Source organism: Planococcus koreensis (genome assembly GCF_004761975.1).
Classification (GTDB): Bacteria; Bacillota; Bacilli; order Bacillales_A; family Planococcaceae; genus Planococcus; species Planococcus koreensis.
Genome location: NZ_RQII01000049.1, coordinates 1 through 22,869, shown reverse-complemented (window position 1 = coordinate 22,869; position 22,869 = coordinate 1). Strand labels below are relative to the sequence as shown.

The following is a 22,869-nucleotide window of genomic DNA, read 5'->3' as shown; positions in this document are numbered from 1 at the left end:
GGCCGGTTATGGAAAAGCAATTGCAATTCGCGCCTTTGGCATACCTAGTCTTCGATCGTGGGCTTAAGGTGCTGGAAATGAATGAAGCGATGCGAAACATGCTTAGCAACAAAAGCCCGAAGCATTTTCACGAAATGTTGACGATCGCATCGATGGTTTATTTTCAGACATATTTCTTGCCGGCCATCACCCTTCACGGCAAAGTGAACGAAATGTTTCTGACAATCAAAGGTGCAGCCGGTTCTGTTCCTGTATTGATGAATGCAGTGGAGAGGGAAGGGCGCTTTGAATGTGCTATGATCGAAATGACCATCCGCGGTGAATACGAAAGAGAATTGCTTCAAGCGAAGCAAAACGCAGAACAGATCAATCGTGAGACAGCGGCAGCTTACGAAGAACTGCAGCATCTTCTTGGTGAAGTGAAATGCAAAAAAGCAGAGCTCGAAAGACTCAATGCCGATTTGCATCAGCTTGCAAATGTCGACTCGCTCACTGGCTTGAAAAACCGCCGCTATTTGGAACAGGAACTAGCAGGATTGCTCGTCAAATCAGAATTCGGTTTTCCGTTATCGCTGCTGGCAGTGGATATCGATTTTTTCAAGCGCGTCAATGATACCTATGGCCATCAAATGGGCGATGCGGTGCTGCAGGAATTGGCGGGTAAACTTTTGAACGAAACTGAAGATGAAGGTACTGTTGCCCGAATGGGAGGAGAAGAATTCATTATTCTGATGCCGGGTTATAGCATTGAGTGGGCCGAACAACTTGGTGAGAAGCTATGCAGAAACCTGGAAATGGCCGATTGGCAGCATGTTCCGGTCACTGTCAGCATAGGTGTTACAAACTACCAGCCTGGAGACACAGCCACCAAGCTTTTTGCGCGCGTAGACAAAGCGCTTTATGCATCCAAAAATGCAGGGCGCAATTGTGTGACGGTCGGTTGACTGGGCTCGCTTTTATTTCCCGGGCAATAATTTCATGAAAGTTTTTGGCGGAAAAATTTGGAGTATCCTAAACCCTTTATTGGCAGGTATAATAATGTCAAAGAATGATTAATGCTACTCCAGGGGGTACCACATGAAAAGGGAAATTACACTGCTTGGCCAACGGGTGGAAGAAGATAAATATTTAATCGCCCAATTGATTCAGGAAGAGGCATTTAAAGATGCTGCTCCGTCGGATATCGCAGGCTATGAAGAACTATTGAAAGCGGTTGTGGAATTCCGTTCAGGGCTGATCGGCTTGATCGGAAAATCCATCAAGAATTTCTTGGATCCGCAAAAAGCGTATGATGAAATTACAGAATGGGGCCATGCCACCGGGAATTATTTCCTGAAAGAAGGCATCATGCTCGACAGCGCTTTGGCAGAAACGAATATTTACCGCAAGCATATCAGCAAAGTCATCAAGTCGGAAGCTGTCCATGAAGGCATCGAACTTGAAGTGCTTTTCGACGTTATGGAATTTTTCCACAGCCTGCTGGATCATGCGGCGTATTCCTATAGCTTCGCTTACATTAATTCGTATCAAAAAAATCTTGAAGAAGCGCGGAAAGAGTATTTGGAACTGTCTTCGCCAGTCGTGCCCGTCAATGACGAAATTGCGATTTTGCCTCTTGTCGGCGCAATCGAGGTGGACCGCGCAGAGCACATTCTGGAGAAAACGCTTCTATCGGTTGGAAACTTGGACGTTTCTACGTTAATCATTGATTTGTCGGGCGTCGTGAAAGTCGATACGATGGTGGCGCAACAAATCATCCGGCTGGTCGAATCGCTGAAACTGATCGGCGTGCACGCAGTCCTGACCGGCATCCGGCCAGAAATAGCCCAGACGATTACGCATTTAGGCGTTGATGTCCGGCAGCTGGCGCTTGGCGGCACCTTGAAGCAAGCCTTTAAAAAACTGACTGCTGAAATTTGATGCAAAAAACCCGCTGAAGCCTTCGCTTCAGCGGGTTTTTTTTTAATTATTGTGTAGCTGCCGTTTTTACGACCGGCGCTAAAGTTTCTTGTAACGTCAGTGTTTCTTGTTCCGTCAATGGAATCATCGGCAAGCGTACACCGCCGACCGCTATGCCTGCCCAGTTTAGAGCTGATTTAACAGGAACCGGATTCGGTGCAGCAAATAGCGCATTCATGGCTGGCAGGAGTGTGCGGTGAAGCTGCGCGGCTTTTGCAGTATCGCCGGCTTTAAAGCTCGAAATCATCTCTTGCATTTCACGGCCGATGATGTGGGCGGCTACAGAAACGATGCCAGCTCCGCCGATGGCAAGAAGCGGAAGCGTCAAGCCGTCATCGCCGCTGTATAAACTGAACGTATCCGGTGTGCGCTCAATAATCTCGGCTGCTGCGTCCAGGCTGCCGCTTGCTTCTTTAATGGAGACGATATTATCGATCTCCGATAAGCGCACAATGGTGTCGACCGACAGATTGACGACGCTGCGCCCCGGAATATTGTATAGCATGACTGGCAGATGAGTGGCTGTTGCAATCGCTTGGAAATGCTGGAACATGCCTTCTTGTGAAGGTTTATTGTAATATGGTGTCACCAGCATGATGGCATCAGCACCCGCTTCTTCTGCGCCGCGCGTCAACGTGATTGAAGCACGTGTGTTGTTTGAGCCGGTTCCCGCAATGACGGGGATGCGGCCCTGGACCGTGTCGACGACAAACTTGAAAAGATCGATTTTTTCGTCCGCTGATAAAGTCGGCGATTCGCCTGTAGTGCCGGCTACCACCAATGCATCGCTCCCGGTTTCAATCAAATGTTCCACTAAGGCTGCAGTTGCTGGGAAATCGATGTCGCCGCTTGCGTCAAAAGGCGTCACCATTGCTGTCACTACTTGTCCGAAATTCATAAATACCACCCTTTTCTCATTTTTTTGGTCTGTTGTATTGTCTGCTGCTGCGTTGATCGTGCGTAATCAGAGGCTGCAAGCGTATCGGAAAAACAAAAAAGCAGCAACGAGGGGTCTCGTTGCTGCGATAGGATTGGCGTGTAAAGCGCCCAATCCATGCGTCAGATAGCCCCCCATATAGTCTCCTATATGACAGTCCTGCATTTGTTTAATGCAGACCCAGCAGCTTCGGCAATGAGCGCCTGGCCACTTCGGCAAATCCCCCTTTCAACAGCTGTCGCCGGATCTCATCATCCTCGAACTGTTTACTGATGGTTTTTGCGCCTCTATCCTCACTCCGTAAAAGCGGAGCAAGAAATTATTGAATTAGCTAGACTTTACCAAATTCCTGCTTGAATTGCAAGTATACAAGGTTTGATTACATAAAGAATCGAGGAGATTTTGATGGACGAACGCCAATACGACCACGACCTGAACATCCACACTGCGGGCATCCAGCAGGGATTCCATGATTCTTTCCATTACAATCGCTACGAGCCGACACCATACGGACTGCTTGAGGCATTGTTCAACAACCACCGCTTGTCGGAAACCGACCAGCTTGTCGATTTCGGCTCCGGCAAAGGACGCCTCAATTTTTTGGTGCACCATTTGTTCGGTGCGGCAACAACTGGTGTGGAAATGGATCAAGGCCTTCACCAACAGGCTTGTGAAAACCTGGAATCATACGTGCAAAAGCGGCCCACGGCAAAAGGGAGGATCCGTTTCACATGCACGCTTGCTGAACAATACCGGATTCATCCCCGCGACAATAAATTCTATTTTTTCAACCCGTTTTCCGTTCAGATTTTCATCTCGGTCATCAATAATATCCTGAAGTCCACAGAACGCTCGCCGCGGTCTGTCGAGCTGATCTTATTCTTCCCGTCAGATGATTACATTGGCTATTTGGAGCATAGCACGGCATTTGAACAATTCCGGGAAATCGAATTGCCGGGAGTAGAAGGCGATTTAAGAGAGCGATTTTTAATTTATCGGCTCCTTTAAAATGGATTAAAAGCAGTACCGAACGGGGTATAGCTTATTAAAAGTGATTGGCGAGGAGAGGGAAAAGATGAAATGGAAAGGCAGAGCGGGCAGCGGCAACGTTGAAGACAGGAGAGGCAGAGGGGGCGGAGGCGGAGGCCTGATTGCCGGAGGCGGCATCGGCGGCTTGCTTATTGTCTTGCTGATATCATTTCTCGGAGGCGACCCGGACGCTATATTGGATACAATGGGCGGCGCCCAGCAATCAAATGAACCTTATGTGGCTACCCAAGAAGAAGAGGAACTGGCGGAATTTGTATCGGTCGTTCTCGCGGATACCGAACAGGTATGGACGGAAGTGTTCGCAGAAGAAGGCTTGGAATATGAGGAGCCGACCTTGGTGCTTTATACAGGCAGCGTCGATTCGGCATGCGGCACAGCTGGCGCATCAGTAGGGCCATTTTATTGCCCCGGCGACCAGAAACTCTACATCGATTTGAGCTTCTATGAAGAATTGCAGACCCAGTTCCAGGCACCCGGGGATTTCGCGATGGCTTATGTTGTTGCGCATGAAGTGGGGCATCACGTGCAAAACCTGCTCGGCACGATGGGCAAGGTACAGCCGATGCGCAATAAGCTGAGCGAGGAAGACTATAACGAATTGCAAGTGAAGCTTGAATTGCAGGCGGATTATTATTCCGGCGTCTGGGCGCATCATGCGCAAGGCATGGACCTTCTTGAAGAAGGAGACCTGGAAGAAGCGATGACGGCAGCGAGTGCGGTGGGCGATGATACGATCCAGAAGCGCTCACGCGGTTATGTCGTGCCGGAAAGCTTTACGCACGGCACGTCGGAGCAGCGCAAGCGCTGGTTCTATAAAGGCTTTGAACATGGCGATCTGCGCAACGGCAATACGTTCAACGCAAAAGGGCTTTGACGCGCCAATAGTTGATATTTTCGGCGATGTGATTCATTATTGAAATAGACAGTCTTTTCGCCTTGCGGCGGAGGGAAATTAAGTTCTGTGAAGGAAGTAAATCCATGCATGAAGAAAATATAACGCGTCTGCACATCGACGGCCGGGAAATCATTCTCATCGGTACAGCACACGTTTCGCGCCAAAGCGCGGTGCAGGTCAAAGAAGTCATTGAAGCGGAGCGGCCGGATTCGGTTTGCATCGAGCTGGACGCCCAGCGCTACCAGTCGGTGACTGACAAGAGCAAGTGGAAAGAAACTGATATTTTCAAAGTCATCAAGGAAAAGAAATCGAGCTTGCTGCTGATGAATTTGGCCATTTCCTCGTTCCAGAACCGTTTGGCCGATCAGTTCGGCATCAAGCCGGGGCAGGAAATGCTTCAAGGCATTGAGTCCGCCAAAGAAACCGGCGCCGAGCTGGTGCTTGCCGACCGCAACATCCAGGTCACGTTTTCCCGCATCTGGAGCAATATCGGCTTTATGGGCAAAGCGCAGCTGCTGACATCCGTGTTCTACAGCATTTTCAGCAGCGAAACGATTTCAGAGGAAGACCTTGAAAAGATGAAATCACAGGATACGCTGAATGCGGTCTTGAACGATTTCACCAAATCGTTTCCAAAACTGAAAAAGCCGCTCATCGATGAAAGGGATCAATACCTGGCCCAAAAAATCAAAGATGCGCCAGGCCAAAAAGTGGTCGCGGTGCTTGGCGCTGCTCACGTACCGGGAATTACACAGGAAATCCACCGCGAACACGATTTGGAGAAATTATCAGAAGTGCCGCCGAAATCGAAGTGGCCGAAGATTCTGGGCTGGGCGCTGCCGATTTTGCTGGTGGTCCTGCTCGCGGTCACCTTCTATAATAATCCCGCCGCGGGCATTGATGGCACAATCAGCTGGGTGCTGTGGACGGCATCGCTTGGTGCAATCGGCGCAGCATTGGCGTTCGGCCATCCGCTCGCCATCCTGACGGCGTTTGTCGGCGGCCCTGTCGGCGCGCTCCATCCGCTGCTCGCTGCAGGCTGGTTCTCCGGTCTGATGCAGGCGTATGTCCGCCGCCCGAATGTCGGCGATTTTGAAACTTTGTCGAAAGACGTTTTTACCCTCAAAGGCTTTTGGGACAATAAAGTCACACGCGTCTTGCTTGTTGTCGTACTGACGAACATCGGCACTTCTGCTGGAAACATCATCGGCGGGGCAGACGTCATTCGTTTATTCCTGAAAAACCTATAAGCAGAATCGAGAATCCGGGACGCTTTATGCGCCCGGATTTTTTTTATTTGGGCACGCATTGAAAGGGTTTGAGAACGGGTATAGAGAAGTAAACAGATAGAGAGAAAGACATTACGGTTGGGGAGGAACAAATCATGGGCTTATTCCTTATGGGAATCCTGCTCTGGTCGCTGGTCATCGCATCGGTCGTGTTGTTCATCTATGGATTGTGGAAACGGTCATGGAAAGCGCTCGCTTGGAGCGGCGCAGCTTTGCTTCTGCCGATGGGCCTGATCGCCTTTGACGGAAGCGGCAGCATGTGGTTCAAATTGAGCATGGTGCCGCCGCTATTGATTTTTGCTGCAGCGTATTTCATGAAGCACAAACGCGCTCAGCATATGCATTGAGCACAAGGAAAAGGACCGGAGAACTCCGGTCCTCTTTTTTCTGCAATTTTCGGTTGCCGATTTAGCTTTTATTATATAAATGTCATACAATAGTTATACATATAAATAAAGGAGGCGCGTCATGAAATACCTATTGGATCGCAGCAAATTATTCCTATTCTTAATCTTTATTTTCACCGTTATCGGCGCCTATGTATTTGTCACTTTGCCTCAGCGGGAAATTCCGGAGACGCCGCCGAATCTTGTGCTGGTGTCAACAATTTTGCCAGGCGCCGGCCCTGAGGAAATCGAAACAGCCATCACCAATCCGATCGAACAGGAATTGCAGAAAGTGGATGGCGTATCGTCGCTGCAATCGGTGTCAGCGAATTCCGCTTCCATCATCACGCTTGAATTGGAAGATGGATTCGATCCCGATGAACTGGTGACGGAAATGCAGCAGCAGGTGCAGCGTGCATCGAGCAGCTTCCCGGAACAGGCGCAGCAGCCATCCGTAGAAAAGCTGGATCTGACATTCCCTCTCGTATCGTATATGTTCTACGGGGATGAAGCAGAGCTCCGCGGTATGGAGCAGGCATTAGCCGATCTGTCTGAAGAAGTGGAAGCGGTGAATGGCGTGGCCGGCACTGCTGTCAAAGGCTTGAACAGCCAGCAGATCCTTATTGAACTGGAAGCGGAGCAATTGGCAGCAAACAACCTGCAGCCGTTTGAAGTGCTGGAGTCGCTCCAACAGTCAAACCAGCCGTTGTCGCTTGGCACTCATGACAATGGCAACGAGCAAGTAGTTTTGACGGTGCAGCAGGAACAGGGCATCGAGAAATTGAAGAAGCTGCAGGTAGGATCCGCTGCAGTACCGCTTGAAGACATCGCAGTGATTGAAACTGTGGATGGCGAAACGGAAGATATCGTGACGTTCGAAGGTGAACGCGCCATTTCGTATACGGTATTTTTGCAAGGGGGACAAGATGTCCCAGGAGTTGACGAAAAAGTTTCCGTAGTGATCAATGCGTTCAATGAAGGCTTGCCAGCTGGCGTTGAAGCGGAACGCTATGAATCACAGGCTGAAAATGTCACATCGATTTTTGAAGGCTTATACGTCTCGCTATTGATTGCCGTACTTGCGGTGCTCGTCGTGACGACCGCCGGATTGACGCTGTTCGGTGCATTCGTCGTAGCGGTGACAGTTCTTTCATCCGTCTTGATCGGCATGATCCCGATTCCATCGATGGGCGTCGACTTGAACCAGATTTCGGTTATCGGCCTGATCATCGCGATCGGTATTTTGGTCGATGACAGCATCGTTGTCAATGATAACATCCAGCGACGCTACAAATTGGGCGACTCGCCATTGGATGGCGCTGTCAATGGCGTCAAAGAAGTGTTTTCTTCCATCATCGCATCCAGTTTGGCGATTGTTGTAACGTTTTCTCCGCTCTTGCTGCTGTCTGGCGGCAATGGTGCGTTCATCAAAGCATTGCCGAGCATTCTCATCACGACAATCATCGCGTCTACGGTGCTGTCGATTACCTTGGTGCCGATGATGCAATACCTGAAGACGAAACGCCGCTCGAAAAAGATATCCGATACACCAGGTTTCCTGGGCAAACCGCTTGAGAAGCTGGCGCTGTTTTATTCGAATAAAGTGCTGCGCGGCGTATTGAAGCGCCCGCTCTGGATCGGCATCGGCGGATTGGTGCTGGCAACAGGGCTATTGGCGTTGGCGTTCTTCACGCCATTCGAATTCTTCCCGGCAGCTGACCGCAAAGAGGTGACGATGAACGTCCGCCTCGCTGAAGGGACTTCGATTGAAGAAACCGATGCATTCCTCGCTAACGTTACGGAAGAGTTAAGGGGAGAAGACGAAAATATCGAAGAAATTGCGATTTTCACTGGTGAAGGCTTGCCGAATTTGTTCGCCTCTTCGATGGATAATACCGGCTCCAATACAGGACAGGTAGCGATCCGGATTGACCGCGAACAAACGACGGCAGCCGACTTTATTGAGAAATGGCAGCCGGAGTTGCGCGACCAATACCCGGAAGCGGAAATTTTCCTGGATACAATCGTTCAAGGGCCGCCAGCAGGTGCTCCGGTAACTGTGACGATTAAAGGCGAGAACCTCGAGGAACTGACTGCATTGCGCGACGAATTAAAAGCGGCGATGCTGGAGAATGGCGCAGACGTCGTCACAGATAATCTGGGAGATCCGGTTCCTGCTGTGGAATACGTGCCGAATCAGGCAGCGCTTGAAGCGAACGGCATTCCGCTCAGCACGGTGACAGGGCAGCTGCAGTTCTTGACCCAAGGAGTTCCGCTCTACAGCATTTACGAAGGGCAGAAGCCGTATGAAGTGACAGTGAAGCAGTCAGGCATAGAGAGCGGCCAGGACATCGATTTGGCTGACTTCCAAGTGCCCGCTGGTTCACCGCAAGCACAGCCAGGTCCGCCGACGTTGGTGAGCTTGGATGAATTGCTGACCCCTGAACAGACAACTGCTTTGGCACAGGTGCCGCATCAGGAAGCCGAACGTGCGATTACATTGAAAGCGTTTGGCGATGCAGCCGATTTTGAAGCCAGCATGCTTGAAGTGGTCGATGCGCAGAAAGAAGACTTGGCGTCGGGCTACGAATTGTCGACAGGCGGAGAAAATTCCGATCAGGAAGCATTCTTCACTGAAATCGGAGTCTTGTTCCTGGTTGTCATCTTGCTTGTTTACTTGGTCATTGCGTTCCAATTCAAATCGTTCGGATTGCCATTCCTTGTGCTGATTGCTGTGTACTTGGGTGTGTCGGGCGCAATTCTCGGCCTATTCTTGACACAGACCCCATTAAGTTTCCTTGGTGTCATGGGGATTGTCTCCTTGACGGGGATTGTTGTAAGGAATGCCGTCGTGCTGATCGACTTTGTGGAAACGCGCCGGCTATCCGGCAATTTCAATATTGATGAAGCGATTATTGAATCCGGCTATGCCCGTATCAAGCCGATCGTTTTGACCTCTGTAACTTCGATTGTCGCGCTGATTCCGGTCGCGCTGACGGGAGATCCGCTTTTTGAAGCATTGGCAATTACGATTATCGCAGGGCTGACGTTCTCCAGTCTCTTTACCTTGGTGATGATTCCGGCATTATACCTTGTGTTTTACCGGATCAGCCATCGAAAAAATAAAGTAAGCGCGCAGCGATAAGCTGCGTGTTTTTTTAATGAATCGGTGGGTAATAATATGGGAAAGGAAAGGATAGCGACTGGAAAAGATGCCTTAGTTCGAATTTTCATTGCATTTAAACATTTTTCCTATTAAAGATTTGTCACGGATTATACATTTACTTATCTTTGTGGATTTGGTAAGATGTCTGACGACAGAGGACTAGCTTTAAGGAAAACCAATCTGGAATGTAAGCGTTTCAGGTTGAATAAAACAATGAGGTGAAAATGTGAATTTCTTATGGGGTATATTCGGTGTATTCGTCGTCCTGGGACTTGCCTTTTTAATGTCAAGTGCACGTAAATCAATCAAGCCGCGTACTATTTTGGGCGGTTTAGCAATACAAATTACATTCGCGTTCATGGTACTGCAATGGGAATTGGGTAGAAACGCTTTATTATGGCTTTCCAATAAAGTGCAAAACGTCATTGATTACGCAAAAGAAGGGATCAACTTCGTATTTGGGCCAGCGGCAGACGCAGCAAACTTCGGTTTCGTTTTCGCATTCCAAGTCCTGACGATCATCATCTTCTTTTCTTCATTGATTTCCGTCTTGTATTATTTAGGGATCATGCAATGGTTCATCAAAATTCTTGGCGGCGCGCTGTCGAAATTGCTTGGAACAAGCAAAGCGGAATCCGTTTCCGCAGCGGCAAACATCTTCGTCGGCCAGACGGAAGCGCCGCTCGTTATCCGTCCGTTCATCGCCAACATGACGAAGTCGGAATTGTTCGCAGTTATGACAGGCGGACTGGCTTCAGTAGCCGGTTCTACACTGGCGGGTTACGCGCTCTTGGGCGTGCCTCTTGAATACCTGTTGGCGGCAAGTTTCATGGCCGCTCCTGCCGGTTTGATCATGGCGAAAATCATGATGCCGGAAACAGAAGAAATCGTTGAAAAAGAATTCGTCATGGAAAAAGACCAGTCATCGGTCAACGTCGTCGACGCTGCTGCACGCGGTGCATCAGATGGCTTGCAGCTTGCGTTGAATGTCGGTGCGATGCTTCTTGCGTTCATCGCGTTAATCGCTTTGCTGAATGGTATGCTTGGCGGAATCGGCTCTTGGTTCGGAGCGGATAACCTGACAATCCAAGGCATCCTTGGCTTCGTCTTCGCCCCGCTTGCTTTCGCAATCGGCGTGCCATGGGAAGAAGCTGTACAAGCCGGAAGCTATATCGGCCAGAAATTGGTGTTGAATGAATTTGTTGCTTACACTGCATTTGCCCCGGAAATTGCTAACCTGTCACCTAAAACAGTATTGGTTGTCAGCTTTGCGTTATGTGGATTTGCTAACTTAAGCTCACTCGCCATCCTGCTTGGCGGTCTTGGCGCACTTGCACCAAACCGCCGCCCGGACATCGCACGCCTCGGCATGCGCGCTGTTGCGGCTGGTATGCTTGCATCGCTTTTAAGCGCAGCAATCGCCGGTATGTTCGTTTAATAGAATATAGATCAGCCTCACCCGCGGGAAACTGCGAGTGAGGCTTTTTTGTTTTGAGAGCCTGCTTTCTTTTCTGTAGGATGTAGTCTTTTATCTCTTATAAAAAGCTTTTCGCTGGCGAAAAGTATCCTTTTCAGCCTTTGAATTTGTTTTTATGGCTTGCGAGTGGTGAATGGTGAAGAAAAAGCGGTGTGAAAAGAACGGAATGGATGCATTTCGCAGGCGAAATGTGAAAAAGACGGGTGGAGCGGTGAAGAAAGTGAGTTTATGCGCGTTCGTGAGGATTTACGTGCGTTCAGGAAGATTTATGCGCGTTCGTAGGGATTTACGTGCGTTTAGCGAGATTTATGCGCGTTCAAGAAAATTTACGTGCGTTCAGCCAAAAATCCCTCCTCCGAAAATTCCGAAGGAGGGGGAGAAACTATTTTTTCTTCTGCAGGCGGTAGACGCATGATTTCCATTCACCAGTCGTGTCGAGTTCGAGTTTGCTGAGCAACCGAGATGCAACTGACCGCGATTCGAGCTTGCAGAATTTCCGGAAGTCGCGATTGGTCAGAGAGTCGTCCACGATTGAAAAGTATTCGCGTGCGGCATGAACGTGTGCAGCGGCATCGCGTTCGCCGCAGCGGGTGCAGGTCCAGCCGCGCTTTTCGCGCTGCATCGAAAGTGTGCTGCAGGCGCGGCACAGAACACCGGTTTTTATGTCACTTGGGTTGATGGTGTATTGCCGGCACAAAGGCTGGCGCTTGAAAGGGGTTTGATTGGCGAGAAGCAGTTTGGAGACTTTGGCAATGTGAAGCCTGGCAGTTTTTGGGGGATGGGACTGCCACATTTTCAGTAGGTGGTCCGGCATCTGGTACGTTTTGCAGATGGGGGCGCCAGGCGGTTTGGTGATGAATTCGCAGTGCTTGGAAGTGAATACTGCCAGTCCGCTGACAGGCAACGGGATCTTGTGCTGCGCAAACCAGCGGGTGAGAAAGCGGATGTGTTTGCTTAGCTGGACGCGCGGGTCTTCCAAGACGGTTTTCTCGCCGTTCAGGTTCAGGCGGAAAAATTCGCCTGTAGCTTCGTTGAAATAGATTTCGCCGCTGATGTTTTTGGATTCGATCACCAAAGCGCAGCGTTCCATCAACAATATGCCGTCCAGCTGCACCTTCCAGTCGCCGAGCGCAAGGCTCACGTCCCATAAGACCTTGAAGTCGCCGTCTATCCAGAATTCCTTGAACCGGGATTGCAGGCGTGCTTCGCCGCGCTCGCCGCCAGCGGTCCGGTACAGCCGGTTCTCCAAGAAAATTCGCTGCGGATGGCCGTCCGCCAGCCGCAGCAGCAAGGTTTCCAATGCTTCATTTTCAGTCAATCGTTTCAATCGATCACCTCCGGGTAAAGTACCTGAATTATAGCACCGCAGCCGCCAATAAACCATACAAGATGACAAGCTTCAACCCTTGACACTAAAGCGTTTTGGGATTACACTTTTGTCTTGGCTTACCTATGAAATTTATAGGCAGAGCGGGTAGGGAGAGGGCTAATTTAATAGAAGGTTGAACATATGTTTAATTGGATGGACCGGTTCTTCGGTCTTCAAAAAAACGGTACGACGGTAAAACGCGAAATGACAGCGGGATTGATCGGCTTTTTTACAGTCGTTTACATCATTGCAGTCAACTCGCTGATTTTATCGGAAGGCGGCATGCCGATCGAGGCGGCAATCATCGCAACAATCGGGGCCTCGGTGTTCGGAGCGTTCGTGATGGGATTCTGGGGCAATGCGCCGATCCTGCTGGTTCCTGGCATGGGCATCAATGCGCTGTTTTCGTACACGATGGTCCAGTCGATGGGCTTGACGTGGCAGGAAGCATTGGCGGTTGTCTTTGTCACCGGTGTGATTTTCGTGGCGATCGCGTTTACGCGCTTTGCAAAAGTGATCAGCGCCGCGGTGCCGCATTCGCTGAAAGAAGCGATTACGGTCGGGCTCGGGTTGTTCCTGATGCTGCTGGGCCTTGAAAAAGGCGGGCTCGTCATCCGCGGAGAAGCGTCGATTCTGGCGCTTGGTTCGCTGAGTGATCCGGTTGTTATGGCAACGGCATTGACGCTTATTCTCGCGGTTATCTTGTTCATCCGCAACGTGCCGGGGAATTTCCTCATCACGATTATTGCGGGTACCATCATTGCATCGTTTTTCGGCTTGATTGATACGAGCAATATGGGAGATTCTTCGCTGAATCTGCAAGAAGCTTTCGCTGGCTTTGGCGCGCTGTCATTCGATAGTGCATTGTCGATGGTCTTTTGGGTCGCGGTTTTCTCGCTGACGATGGTGATGGTGTTCGAGAACATCGGACTCGTCCATGGCCAAGTCAACTTGATTGATCAGCCTGAAAAATTCGGGCGTGCTTTCCAGGCGACTTCGCTGTCGGCAATGGCTTCCGGCGTATTCGGCACAAGCCCGACCGTGGCTTCCGTCGAAAGCGCTGCGGCGATGACAGCCGGTGGACGCACAGGCTTGACGGCCATCACTGCCGGTGTCCTGTTTCTGGCTTCCGTGTTTTTCATTCCGCTTATTAAACTGATTCCGGACAGTGCGATTGCACCGATCCTGATCATTATCGGCGGGCTGATGCTGCAGACGATCCGCAACATCGAAATGAAAGACATGAGCGAAACGTTCCCGGCGCTGATGATCATCGCGCTCATTCCGTTTACGTACAGCATCGCGGATGGCATTGCCATCGGCTTTATCCTGTACCCGATCCTCAAAATCGGCATCGGCAAATGGCGCGAAGTTTCTGTGCCGCTATACGTGATCTCAGGCTTGTTCCTGATGAACTTCGTACTGCATTATATTTGAAACGAAACCCCGCATTTGCTCCTGGCAAATGCGGGGTTTTTTGAGAATAAATTCGGCGGCAAGATACTCAGTATTTCGCTGAACGCGCATAAAACTTCCTGCACGCACGTAAATTTCGCTGAACGCGCATAAATTTTCCTGAACGCACGTAAATCCTCACGAACGCACGTAAACTCACTTTCTTCACCGCTCCACCCGCTTTTTTCGCATTTCGCCTGCGAAATGCATCCGTTCCGCTCTTGCCACTCCGCTATTTCTTTACCATTCGCAACTCAAGAGAGGAAAGCGGTTGTTTGAAATTTCTGGACAGCGTTTTCCTATTGAGCGGTGGTATAATGGAACAAAGAACACCGGAAAGGAGTTGCAATTCCCATGAAATACACAAAATCGAAAATGGAACAGCTCGTCAGCGGTCATCCTGAATTGAAAAAGCGCTTGAAAATTTTGATGAAAGAGATGGAGCTTGAAAAAGGCTTCGCGCTGAAGGCGCTATACCATTCTGAAGTCACCGACAATGGACCATACCAGAAAGATTATCAAGACCTTGACCTGCTGTAAGCAGGGGGGTCTTTTTTTTTGCCTGGAAGCTGGCAAATTTTTGTGTAGTATTAATAATAATCGGAGATAATTGGTTCTATAGTCACTCAAGTCATTTTACATTAACGCTATAAAAGCTATACATAAAAACTCCCGTTAAGCTTTGCTTAACGGGAGTTTTTTGATGCGATCCAATTCCTGCTGCCAAGACTCGTATGTCGGGCCGAGAAAAGACACATTGCCGGTTGTCAGCGGTTCGATGACGCCTTGTCCACCTACCATGAAGTGGACGCTTTTATCAGCGGCACCGATTTCCGCAACGTATTTCTCGGCTAACGGGCGGGATGAAGGATCGGAAATCGCCATGCAGACAATGCGGACGTCTTGCTGTTCGACAATTTTTGCCAATCCATCAAGCGGTGTATTAGCGCCGAGGAACATGACCGAAAAGCCGTTTTCGCGCAAGAACAGCGTGAACAGCATCAAGCCAAGCTGATGGTATTCCCCAGTCGGGCAGAACGCCATAACTTTCGGCAAATCGGGCGATGTCGGGAATACACGGAAAAATTGCGTGAAGCGCTGCTGGATGATGTGGCTGATCAAATGCTCGTGTGCTACGGGCATCGAGCCGTTTTCCCATTCTTTGCCGATTTGCACCATCAACGGTACGACAATAGAGAAGAATACCGTGCGGTAATGGAAAAGCGAGAAATTCAAGTCCAGCAAGTAGTTGAAGCGCTCTGTATCCAATTCGGACGCGGCCATATACAATTCATAAATTTGTTTGTCGTAGGTATCCGCGTCAAAATCACCGGGGTTCTGCACTTTTTCGATCGGTTTTCTCTTGGAAGAATGCAGTTGTTTTACGGCCTCGCTAATTTTAATGCCTTTTTCCTGGACTTGGATCTTCAGCCATTTCAAGTCTTCGAGATTCTGGTCTGAATACAGGCGGTGCCCGGTTTCCGTGCGGGCGGGTGTAATGGCGCTGTAGCGCGTTTCCCACGAACGGATCGTCACTTTTGGCATATCTAAAATTTTGGCAGCTGCTTTGATGTTGTACATAGCATTACCCACATTCCTTAAGATTTTTGTATAATAATTATACAACTTATTTCCGGATGCCGTAAAGCCCAGAGCCTTTGCAATATCGGTTATCGGCAATAAAAATCCCCTGCATCTTTCGCAAAAGATGCAGGGGATGGGAATTTCAGTGCGCGGTGCGTGTTTTAGCAATGCGGCTGCGATGCCATGCGACTGTGATGGTCCACGTGATCATGAGCATTACGAGTCCAAGGATAAACGGATACGATATGTCGATATCATATAATGCGCCTGCAAGAAGCGGCCCAAGTACGTTTCCGACGCTCATATAGGCGTTGTTCATGCCCATTGCAAAACCGACTTCGCCTTCAGCCATTTTGGAAATCAGCGTATTAAGGACCGGGCGCAGAATTGACGTCGCCAGGAATATGATCAGCGTCACCACGAAAAACATCACATAGCTTCCGGCGAACAGCGCCATCACAAAACCGGCGGCAGCAACGCCGAGGAAAGCGATCAGAATCGCAGCTTCGCCGAAACGGCGGACGATGCGGTCGACAATGAACAGCTGGACGATGACACTGACGACGCCTGTCGCCGTAATCATAAAGGCGATGTCCTTGGCGGTCGAATTGAACTGATTGTCAAGATACAGGCCGATGACCGATTCAAAAGCCAGCAGCCCGAAGCTCATGACCAGCGTGATGACAAGCGGAATGAAATACGGCATGCTAACGGAACGGAAAATCTTCGTGAGCATCGCCTCGTTCTGCGTCATGTCCATCGTGGTGGCAGGGTCCGCTTCGATTGCGTCCTGTTCTTTCAACAGCGCGACTGAGAACAATACAGCGGCAAGCGAGACCAATGCCGATACGAGGAAAGGCAATTTCAAGCTAAAATCGGCGAGAAATCCGCCGATGCCAGGACCCACGACGATTCCAAGTGACATCGCTGCGGATACCAAGCTAGTGCCTTTCGCGCGCTGGTCAAGCGTCGTGATGTCCGCTATGTAAGCGAAGATGGCCGGGATGAGCATCGCTGCGCCGATGCCGCCGATGACGCGCGACAGGTACAAGACCCAGATGCCGTTCGACAGGTAAAAGACGAACATGGAAATGGTCAGGCCCAAAAGCCCGTAGATGATCATTTGCCGGCGGCCGTATTGATCCGCCCATTTGCCGGCAATCGGAGAAAATAGGAACTGTGCTCCGGCGAAAATGGCGATCATCAAACCTGCTGCCATGCCACCTTGATTGATGGATTCGAGGTATGAGGGAAGAATCGGTATAACGATTCCGAAGCTTGCGATGGCGATGAACATATTGATCATCAAAATATATATTTTCTTGCGTTGGTCTGTAGTCATGGAATGCCTCTTTTCTTCTATAGCCGGCTGGTGCACAATCTAATAGAATTTATTTAATCAACTTTTCTATATTATGGGAGCTTTAAGAGCTTGTCAATCTGGAGAACTCGTCCCTTAAAAGGGTATACTTATGGAGAAAAAGCGGTTTGGCAAAGGGCTTTGTGTTCCTGCAAAGCAATGTGTGGCGGCTTGCGCCGCAATAAATGCAAGGAAGGTGATGTGAATGGACAATAAACTTCAACGCATTAGAGCGGAGGAGCTGCGGGAGCGTGTGGTGGCTGCAGAAGAAGCGGCTTCCTGGATTTCGGACGGCATGAAATTGGGGCTCAGCGGCTTCACCCATTCCGGCGATGCAAAAGTGGTGCCGCATGCACTGGCAGAGCGCGGGAAAAGTGAGCGCTTTAAAGTGAGCGTCTACAGCGGCGCATCGCTCGGCGCAGATATCGACCGGCTTTTCGCCGAAGCGGGGATTATGGAAAAGCGTCTGCCGTATCAGTCGGACCCTGTAATGCGCGGAAAAATAAACGACGGCGAAGTGTGGTATGTTGACGAGCATTTGTCGCAAACCGCCGAATGGGTGCGGAGCGGCGTGCTCGGACCGATCGATTTTGCCATCATTGAAGCGCTTGCGATCACCGAGGATGGCATGATCATTCCGACAACATCTGCGGGCAACTCGGCTATTTTTGTTAAGCATGCGGAAAATGTCATTGTCGAAATCAATATGGCGCAGCCGACAGGTTTCGAAGGCATCCACGACATTTATGATGCCGGGGTACAAGGCAAGCGGGGGCCGATTCCGCTTGAAAATGCCCATGGACGCATCGGCACGATCGGCATTCCAGTCGACTTGGAAAAAATTCGGGGCATCGTGTTCAGCGACCGGCCGGATTCGCCTTCGGAGATTGTGCCGCCCGATGAGGAAACGGAACGCATGGCTGGGCATCTCCTCGAATTTCTGCGCAGTGAAGTCTGGAGCGGGCGGCTGACGAACAGCCTGGCGCCGATCCAGTCAGGCATCGGCACGGTGTCGAATGCCGTGCTCGAAGGCATGATTGACTCAGAGTTCGAGAATCTGGAAGTGTATTCGGAAGTGATGCAAGACGTCATTTTCGACTTGATGGATGCCGGGAAAGTGAAATTCGCTTCCGCGTCGGCGATTACGCTGTCGCCTGAAAAAATGAAGCAGGTGTATGGGGATTTTGAACAATACCGCGACAAGCTCATGCTGCGGCCGCAGGAAATTTCCAATCATCCCGAAATCATCCGCCGGCTCGGCTTGCTGTCGATCAATACAGCACTTGAGTTCGATATATACGGCAACGTCAATTCAACACATGTGCGCGGCACGAAAATCATGAACGGCATTGGCGGTTCCGGCGATTTTGCCCGCAACGCACGGCTATCGATCTTCGTCACGCGCTCGACGGCGAAAGACGGCAAGATTTCAAGCATCGTGCCGTTCGCTTCCCATATCGACCATACGGAACACGATGTGCAGATCGTCGTCACCGAACAAGGCTACGCCGACCTGCGGGGGCTCGCGCCGCGTGAACGGGTGCCGCTCATCATCGAGAATTGCATGCATCCCATGTACCGCGGGCAAATGCGCGCTTATTACGCAGAAGCCCTGAAGCGCGGCGGGCAGACGCCACATGTGCTGGAACAGGCCTTTTCGTGGCATACCCGTTTCTTGGAAACCGGGTCGATGCTTGAGGAATAAATTCCGCAGCCGGTTCTTGCCGGCTGTTTTAATATGAAATGAAAGAAAGCGGGGCGGGAAATGCATGATGGATAAATTTACGCTGGGGTCGCTGCTCGATGTCATGGGGACGCTGTTTTCCGATGAAGTGTCAATTGCCGTCACCAATACAACTGAATACATCTATTACCGGCCGAGCAAGCGGATCGATCTCAAAATCGAAGCAGGGGATCCGGTGAAAGAAGGCACCATCGCCCATAAAGCGTTGGCAACGGGGCATAAAGCATCGGAATTTATTGATAAAGAAGTGTTTGGTGTGCCGTACCATGGGATGGCAGTGCCTTTTGAGGAAGACGGCGAAATTGCGGGCTGCGCGCTGGCGATTTATCCGGCCTATACAGAAGGCAAGTCGGTGGTGACGGTGAAGAGTGCGGACGGCTGGAAGCCGATTCCGTTCGAAGAGGTCAAATACCTGGAAGTGAAAGACCGCAAGACCCATGTCCACACCGACGGCTTTTCGGGAACCCATAAGAACTCGCTGCAGGAATTCGAATGGGTGCTGCCCAGGGAGCTGTTCATCCGCTGCCACCGTTCGTTTATCGTCAACGTCCATCATATAGAAGAGATTTATCCGGACACCCATTCGACTTTTGTGCTGGCGATGGACAATGGCATGCGGATTCCGGTCAGCCAGACGTATTCAAGTTATTTCCGGAAGCTCCTTGATTTCTGATTCTGCTGGTTCAGCTGCCGTTTCCGCTGGTTCAGTCCTAGACTTGCTATTCCACACCCGATTACGCTTTTTCAAAGAGGCTTGCGTTAAAATTAGCTAAAAACGATGAAAGAGTGATGGGAAATGGAAAAGCGATTTGAACGAATCAAAGCCACCCAACTGCAGGACCGTGTTGTATCGCCGGAAACAGCGGCATCATGGATTGCTGATGGCATGACTCTAGGGCTCAGCGGATTTACACGGGCGGGCGACGTGAAAGCGGTTCCGACCGCATTGGTTCAGCGGGCGGCAACGGAAAAATTCAAAGTCAATGTTTTTACTGGGGCCTCACTCGGTTCTGATATTGATAAATTATTCGCAGAAGCGGGCATTGTGGGCAAACGCCTTCCGTTCCAAGCAGAACCGGCGATGCGCAAAAAGATCAACGAAGGCGAGATGCTGTTCGTTGATCATCATTTATCGCATACTGCGGAATGGATTCGGGCAGGCGTCATCGAGCCGATTGATTTTGCTATTGTGGAAGCGCTTTCGATAACGGCAGATGGCATGATCATCCCGACAACGTCAGTCGGCAATTCCTCGGTGTTTGCAAAACACGCAAAGAACATCATTGTGGAGATCAATTTAGCGCAGCCGGAACTGTTCGAAGGGCTGCACGACATCTACGATACTGGAAAGCAAGGGGAACGCGGACCGATTCCGTTGACGAAAGTGGATGACCGCATCGGCACGATCGGCATTCCAGTTGATCTGGAAAAAATACGCGGCATCGTCTTTACCGAGCAACAGGACTCGCCGTCGACAATTGTCCAGCCGGATGAAGAAACGGAAATCATGGCGGGTCATCTGCTGGATTTCCTGCGTGCTGAAGTTTCAGCCGGGCGTTTGACGGACAAGCTGGCGCCGCTTCAGTCAGGCATCGGTTCGGTGGCAAACGCCGTGCTCCACGGCATGGTCGATTCGGAATTCAAGAACTTGGAAGTCTACTCGGAAGTGCTGCAGGACGCTGTCTTCGATTTGATGGATGCAGGCAAGGTCGATTTTGCTTCCTGCTGTTCGATTACGTTGTCGGAACCGAAAATGAAACAGGTTTTTGGCGATTTTGAAAAATACCGCAATAAAATCATCATGCGGCCGCAGGAAATTTCCAATCACCCGGAAATCATCCGCCGCTTAGGGCTGATTTCCATCAACACTGCGTTGGAATTTGATATCTACGGCAATGTGAACTCGACCCATGTGTCGGGCACAAAAATGATGAACGGCATCGGCGGCTCAGGTGATTTCGCCCGCAACGCACGCCTCGCCATTTTTGTCACGAAATCGATTGCCAAAGGCGGTAATATATCAAGTGTCGTGCCATTTGTGCCGCACGTCGACCACACCGAACACGATGTCGATGTCGTCGTCACCGAACAAGGCTACGCAGATCTGCGCGGCTTGGCGCCGCGGGAACGGGTGCCGCTCATCATCGAGAATTGTGTCCACCCGATGTACCGGGAGCAAATGCGCGCCTATTACACGGAAGCGCTGGAACGGGGCGGACAGACGCCGCATGTGCTGGAAAAAGCATTCTCTTGGCACGCGGACTTGGCCAAGCATGGCTCCATGCTGGCGAAAAAAGAACAATTGGTTTAAGCCCGAAAAGCCGGCCGCCCCTTTATGGGAGCGGCCGGCTTTGATGATTTATCGATTGCTGTACATTTCGGATGTGCTGCGGCTGGAAAGCTCCAGGATGTTGCCGAAAAGGTCTTCCGTGTAAACAAGGTAATGATTTTTGTCTTTGTTCATTTGGTGGATTTGGCTGCGCTGCTTGCCGCCGTGCTGGACGATGCGCTCGATCGCTTCAACCACATTTTCGACAATCAGACAGATATGGAAAAATCCGCGGTGCGCAGTTGGCGGCCCTTCATCGAGGTCCGCTTCCCGGAACTCGAATAATTCGATGCCCACGCCCCCCATCGACATCAAATGGACATTACGCATTTTTTTGATTTCCGGTCCTTGCAAATTTTGTGTGATGTTTTCAACTTCTGCCTCGGCCGCGTCAAATTCGGTCGGCCCTGACAATATGTAAAAGCCCAATACGCTGCAATACCACTGCATCGCCTGGTCCAAATTCGGTACTGCCAGTCCGACATGTGTAATTTCACTGCTCATTCTATCGCCTCCTGTTCTATCTAGCTATTACCCTAATTTGAAGGGTTTAATTCCTCTGGAGAAAACAGATTTTTCAGTATAAACGAAAATAGTTGTTGTCAAGCTGGAAATTTAGTATTATAATAAGCAATTGTGAAATTCCGAAATGAGGGTACTACTAATGAAAAATTCCATCTATGGTTTGACGATAGATCAATTAAAAGAATGGTTTTTAGAGAATGGCCAGAAGAAATACCGTGCTGAGCAGGTATGGGACTGGTTGTATATTAAACGCGTCACTGAATTTTCCCAAATGAACAATTTGAGCAAAGATGTCATTCTTTTGCTTGAAGATAATTTTGCAATCCGCACGCTTGAAGAAGCAGTGAAACAGGAATCCGCTGACGGCACGATTAAATTCCTTTTCCGCCTGCAGGACGGCAACTTGATCGAAACCGTTTTGATGCGCTTTAAATACGGCAATTCTGTCTGTGTGACAACCCAAGTCGGCTGCAACATCGGCTGCAGTTTCTGTGCCAGCGGCCTATTGAAAAAGAGCCGTGATTTAAACGCGGGCGAAATCGTCGAGCAAATCATGCAAGTGCAGGCTCACTTTGACGCTCAGCAAAAAGAAGAGCGCGTCAGCCACATCGTTGTAATGGGCATCGGCGAACCGTTCGACAACTACACGAATTTGATGGACTTCCTGACAGTCGTCAACTCGCAAAAAGGCTTGGCTATCGGTGCTCGCCACATTACGGTATCGACAAGCGGCATCGTGCCGAAAATCTACGATTACGCGGACGAAGGCCTGCAAGTCAACTTGGCGATTTCCATCCACGCGCCGACGAATGAATTGCGTTCGCGCATCATGAAAATCAACAAAGCCTACCCGATCGAGAAATTGATGGATGCGATCGATTATTATTTGGAGAAATCCAACCGCCGCATCACATTCGAGTATATTTTATTGCGCGACGTCAACGACCACGTCGAAGAAGCGCATAAGCTGGCGAAGCTGCTTGAAGACAAGCGCCACCTGTCATACGTCAACTTGATTCCGTACAACTCGGTCAGCGAGCACGACCAGTATCAGCAAAGCACGCCGGAAGCGATCAGCGCTTTCTATGACGCTTTGAAGAAAAAAGGCATCAACTGCGGCGTCCGCCACGAACAAGGCGCCGACATCGACGCAGCCTGCGGCCAATTGCGCAGCAAGCAAATCAAAAAAGAAAAAACAGCCGCAGTTTAATAAGTATGCGGATTGAAGGCATCCTCTTGAGAGGGTGCCTTTTTTGCGTAGATTGAGCTGAACGCGCATAAAAAATTCTGAACGCGCATAAACTGCATTTGACGAGTCTGAAAGAGGCAACCGGCCTTCTTTTT

19 protein-coding genes and 1 riboswitch are annotated in these 22,869 nt (G+C 50.2%); of the genes, 14 read left to right on the top strand and 5 right to left on the bottom strand.

What is annotated here, in order from left to right; genetic code table 11:
* Positions 1 to 8 precede the first annotated feature (8 nt).
* Complete coding sequence (locus tag EGV91_RS11590; RefSeq protein ID WP_135503905.1) at positions 9 to 944, top strand: GGDEF domain-containing protein; 936 nt, start codon at positions 9 to 11, stop codon at positions 942 to 944.
* Between the two features lie 133 nt (positions 945 to 1,077).
* Entirely contained in the window at positions 1,078 to 1,920 is an 843-nt protein-coding gene (locus tag EGV91_RS11585) for an STAS domain-containing protein (protein WP_135503903.1), read from the top strand.
* 46 nt (positions 1,921 to 1,966) lie between these two features.
* Here EGV91_RS11585 and dapA read toward each other — a convergent pair whose 3' ends face one another.
* A complete protein-coding gene (gene dapA, locus EGV91_RS11580; protein WP_135503901.1) occupies positions 1,967 to 2,857 on the bottom strand; it encodes a 4-hydroxy-tetrahydrodipicolinate synthase in 891 nt (296 codons plus the stop codon).
* A 158-nt stretch (positions 2,858 to 3,015) separates the two neighbouring features.
* Positions 3,016 to 3,194, bottom strand: a riboswitch (Lysine riboswitch).
* A gap of 107 nt (positions 3,195 to 3,301) precedes the next feature.
* Between dapA and EGV91_RS11575 the strand changes: the two genes are divergently transcribed.
* From EGV91_RS11575 to EGV91_RS11550, 6 genes are all read left to right on the top strand, one after another.
* A complete protein-coding gene (locus EGV91_RS11575; protein WP_135503899.1) occupies positions 3,302 to 3,904 on the top strand; it encodes an SAM-dependent methyltransferase in 603 nt (200 codons plus the stop codon).
* 67 nt (positions 3,905 to 3,971) lie between these two features.
* Entirely contained in the window at positions 3,972 to 4,820 is an 849-nt protein-coding gene (ypfJ, locus tag EGV91_RS11570; protein WP_135503897.1) for a KPN_02809 family neutral zinc metallopeptidase, read from the top strand.
* Between the two features lie 104 nt (positions 4,821 to 4,924).
* Entirely contained in the window at positions 4,925 to 6,091 is a 1,167-nt protein-coding gene (locus tag EGV91_RS11565) for a TraB/GumN family protein (RefSeq protein WP_135503895.1), read from the top strand.
* A gap of 134 nt (positions 6,092 to 6,225) precedes the next feature.
* Positions 6,226 to 6,477 carry a hypothetical protein gene (locus EGV91_RS11560; RefSeq protein WP_135503893.1) on the top strand — a complete coding sequence of 84 codons (252 nt, stop codon included), beginning with the start codon at positions 6,226 to 6,228 and terminating at the stop codon, positions 6,475 to 6,477.
* A 121-nt stretch (positions 6,478 to 6,598) separates the two neighbouring features.
* Positions 6,599 to 9,661, top strand: a complete 3,063-nt coding sequence (locus EGV91_RS11555) for an efflux RND transporter permease subunit (protein WP_135503891.1) — start codon at positions 6,599 to 6,601, stop codon at positions 9,659 to 9,661.
* A 247-nt stretch (positions 9,662 to 9,908) separates the two neighbouring features.
* Positions 9,909 to 11,120, top strand: coding sequence for a NupC/NupG family nucleoside CNT transporter (locus EGV91_RS11550; protein WP_135503889.1), 1,212 nt, complete (start codon positions 9,909 to 9,911; stop codon positions 11,118 to 11,120).
* A 421-nt stretch (positions 11,121 to 11,541) separates the two neighbouring features.
* On the opposite strand, the gene EGV91_RS11545 is transcribed toward EGV91_RS11550, so the two are convergent.
* Entirely contained in the window at positions 11,542 to 12,486 is a 945-nt protein-coding gene (locus tag EGV91_RS11545; RefSeq protein WP_241666175.1) for a nuclease-related domain-containing protein, read from the bottom strand.
* Between the two features lie 183 nt (positions 12,487 to 12,669).
* Here EGV91_RS11545 and EGV91_RS11540 point away from each other — a divergent pair, with 183 nt between their 5' ends.
* Both EGV91_RS11540 and EGV91_RS11535 read left to right on the top strand, forming a co-directional pair.
* On the top strand, positions 12,670 to 13,965 hold the full coding sequence (locus tag EGV91_RS11540; protein ID WP_135503887.1) for an NCS2 family permease: 1,296 nt from the start codon (positions 12,670 to 12,672) through the stop codon (positions 13,963 to 13,965).
* Between the two features lie 372 nt (positions 13,966 to 14,337).
* On the top strand, positions 14,338 to 14,523 hold the full coding sequence (locus EGV91_RS11535; protein WP_135503885.1) for a hypothetical protein: 186 nt from the start codon (positions 14,338 to 14,340) through the stop codon (positions 14,521 to 14,523).
* Between the two features lie 135 nt (positions 14,524 to 14,658).
* Here EGV91_RS11535 and EGV91_RS11530 read toward each other — a convergent pair whose 3' ends face one another.
* Both EGV91_RS11530 and EGV91_RS11525 read right to left on the bottom strand, forming a co-directional pair.
* Positions 14,659 to 15,564 carry a MerR family transcriptional regulator gene (locus EGV91_RS11530; RefSeq protein ID WP_135503883.1) on the bottom strand — a complete coding sequence of 302 codons (906 nt, stop codon included), beginning with the start codon at positions 15,562 to 15,564 and terminating at the stop codon, positions 14,659 to 14,661.
* A gap of 145 nt (positions 15,565 to 15,709) precedes the next feature.
* Complete coding sequence (locus EGV91_RS11525) at positions 15,710 to 16,909, bottom strand: MFS transporter (RefSeq protein ID WP_135503881.1); 1,200 nt, start codon at positions 16,907 to 16,909, stop codon at positions 15,710 to 15,712.
* Positions 16,910 to 17,132: 223 nt separating this feature from the next.
* Here EGV91_RS11525 and EGV91_RS11520 point away from each other — a divergent pair, with 223 nt between their 5' ends.
* The 3 genes from EGV91_RS11520 (at position 17,133) to EGV91_RS11510 (ending at position 20,982) form a co-directional block, all read left to right on the top strand.
* The gene (locus tag EGV91_RS11520; RefSeq protein WP_135503879.1) at positions 17,133 to 18,632 is read left to right on the top strand and encodes a succinate CoA transferase; all 1,500 of its coding nucleotides are present in this window, start codon (positions 17,133 to 17,135) and stop codon (positions 18,630 to 18,632) included.
* Positions 18,633 to 18,699: 67 nt separating this feature from the next.
* Positions 18,700 to 19,344, top strand: coding sequence for a LytTR family DNA-binding domain-containing protein (locus tag EGV91_RS11515; protein WP_135503940.1), 645 nt, complete (start codon positions 18,700 to 18,702; stop codon positions 19,342 to 19,344).
* A 123-nt stretch (positions 19,345 to 19,467) separates the two neighbouring features.
* Positions 19,468 to 20,982: an acetyl-CoA hydrolase/transferase family protein gene (locus tag EGV91_RS11510; RefSeq protein WP_135503876.1), complete on the top strand. Its 1,515-nt coding sequence runs from the start codon at positions 19,468 to 19,470 to the stop codon at positions 20,980 to 20,982.
* A gap of 48 nt (positions 20,983 to 21,030) precedes the next feature.
* Here EGV91_RS11510 and EGV91_RS11505 read toward each other — a convergent pair whose 3' ends face one another.
* Complete coding sequence (locus tag EGV91_RS11505) at positions 21,031 to 21,504, bottom strand: VOC family protein (RefSeq protein ID WP_135503875.1); 474 nt, start codon at positions 21,502 to 21,504, stop codon at positions 21,031 to 21,033.
* Between the two features lie 160 nt (positions 21,505 to 21,664).
* Here EGV91_RS11505 and rlmN point away from each other — a divergent pair, with 160 nt between their 5' ends.
* Entirely contained in the window at positions 21,665 to 22,735 is a 1,071-nt protein-coding gene (gene rlmN, locus EGV91_RS11500) for a dual-specificity RNA methyltransferase RlmN (protein ID WP_135503873.1), read from the top strand.
* Positions 22,736 to 22,869: the final 134 nt, after the last annotated feature.

What these genes read in the sequence shown, in the direction of transcription:
- EGV91_RS11520 (WP_135503879.1), top strand. Translation starts at nt 17,133, where the DNA reads ATGGACAATAAACTTCAACGCATTAGAGCGGAGGAGCTGCGGGAGCGT.
- EGV91_RS11590 (WP_135503905.1), top strand. Translation starts at nt 9, where the DNA reads ATGGAAAAGCAATTGCAATTCGCGCCTTTGGCATACCTAGTCTTCGAT.
- ypfJ (WP_135503897.1), top strand. Translation starts at nt 3,972, where the DNA reads ATGAAATGGAAAGGCAGAGCGGGCAGCGGCAACGTTGAAGACAGGAGA.
- EGV91_RS11535 (WP_135503885.1), top strand. Translation starts at nt 14,338, where the DNA reads ATGAAATACACAAAATCGAAAATGGAACAGCTCGTCAGCGGTCATCCT.
- EGV91_RS11530 (WP_135503883.1), bottom strand. Translation starts at nt 15,564, where the DNA reads ATGTACAACATCAAAGCAGCTGCCAAAATTTTAGATATGCCAAAAGTG.
- EGV91_RS11510 (WP_135503876.1), top strand. Translation starts at nt 19,468, where the DNA reads ATGGAAAAGCGATTTGAACGAATCAAAGCCACCCAACTGCAGGACCGT.
- EGV91_RS11565 (WP_135503895.1), top strand. Translation starts at nt 4,925, where the DNA reads ATGCATGAAGAAAATATAACGCGTCTGCACATCGACGGCCGGGAAATC.
- EGV91_RS11515 (WP_135503940.1), top strand. Translation starts at nt 18,700, where the DNA reads ATGGATAAATTTACGCTGGGGTCGCTGCTCGATGTCATGGGGACGCTG.
- EGV91_RS11575 (WP_135503899.1), top strand. Translation starts at nt 3,302, where the DNA reads ATGGACGAACGCCAATACGACCACGACCTGAACATCCACACTGCGGGC.
- EGV91_RS11560 (WP_135503893.1), top strand. Translation starts at nt 6,226, where the DNA reads ATGGGCTTATTCCTTATGGGAATCCTGCTCTGGTCGCTGGTCATCGCA.
- EGV91_RS11540 (WP_135503887.1), top strand. Translation starts at nt 12,670, where the DNA reads ATGTTTAATTGGATGGACCGGTTCTTCGGTCTTCAAAAAAACGGTACG.
- EGV91_RS11585 (WP_135503903.1), top strand. Translation starts at nt 1,078, where the DNA reads ATGAAAAGGGAAATTACACTGCTTGGCCAACGGGTGGAAGAAGATAAA.
- EGV91_RS11555 (WP_135503891.1), top strand. Translation starts at nt 6,599, where the DNA reads ATGAAATACCTATTGGATCGCAGCAAATTATTCCTATTCTTAATCTTT.
- dapA (WP_135503901.1), bottom strand. Translation starts at nt 2,857, where the DNA reads ATGAATTTCGGACAAGTAGTGACAGCAATGGTGACGCCTTTTGACGCA.
- rlmN (WP_135503873.1), top strand. Translation starts at nt 21,665, where the DNA reads ATGAAAAATTCCATCTATGGTTTGACGATAGATCAATTAAAAGAATGG.
- EGV91_RS11525 (WP_135503881.1), bottom strand. Translation starts at nt 16,909, where the DNA reads ATGACTACAGACCAACGCAAGAAAATATATATTTTGATGATCAATATG.
- EGV91_RS11505 (WP_135503875.1), bottom strand. Translation starts at nt 21,504, where the DNA reads ATGAGCAGTGAAATTACACATGTCGGACTGGCAGTACCGAATTTGGAC.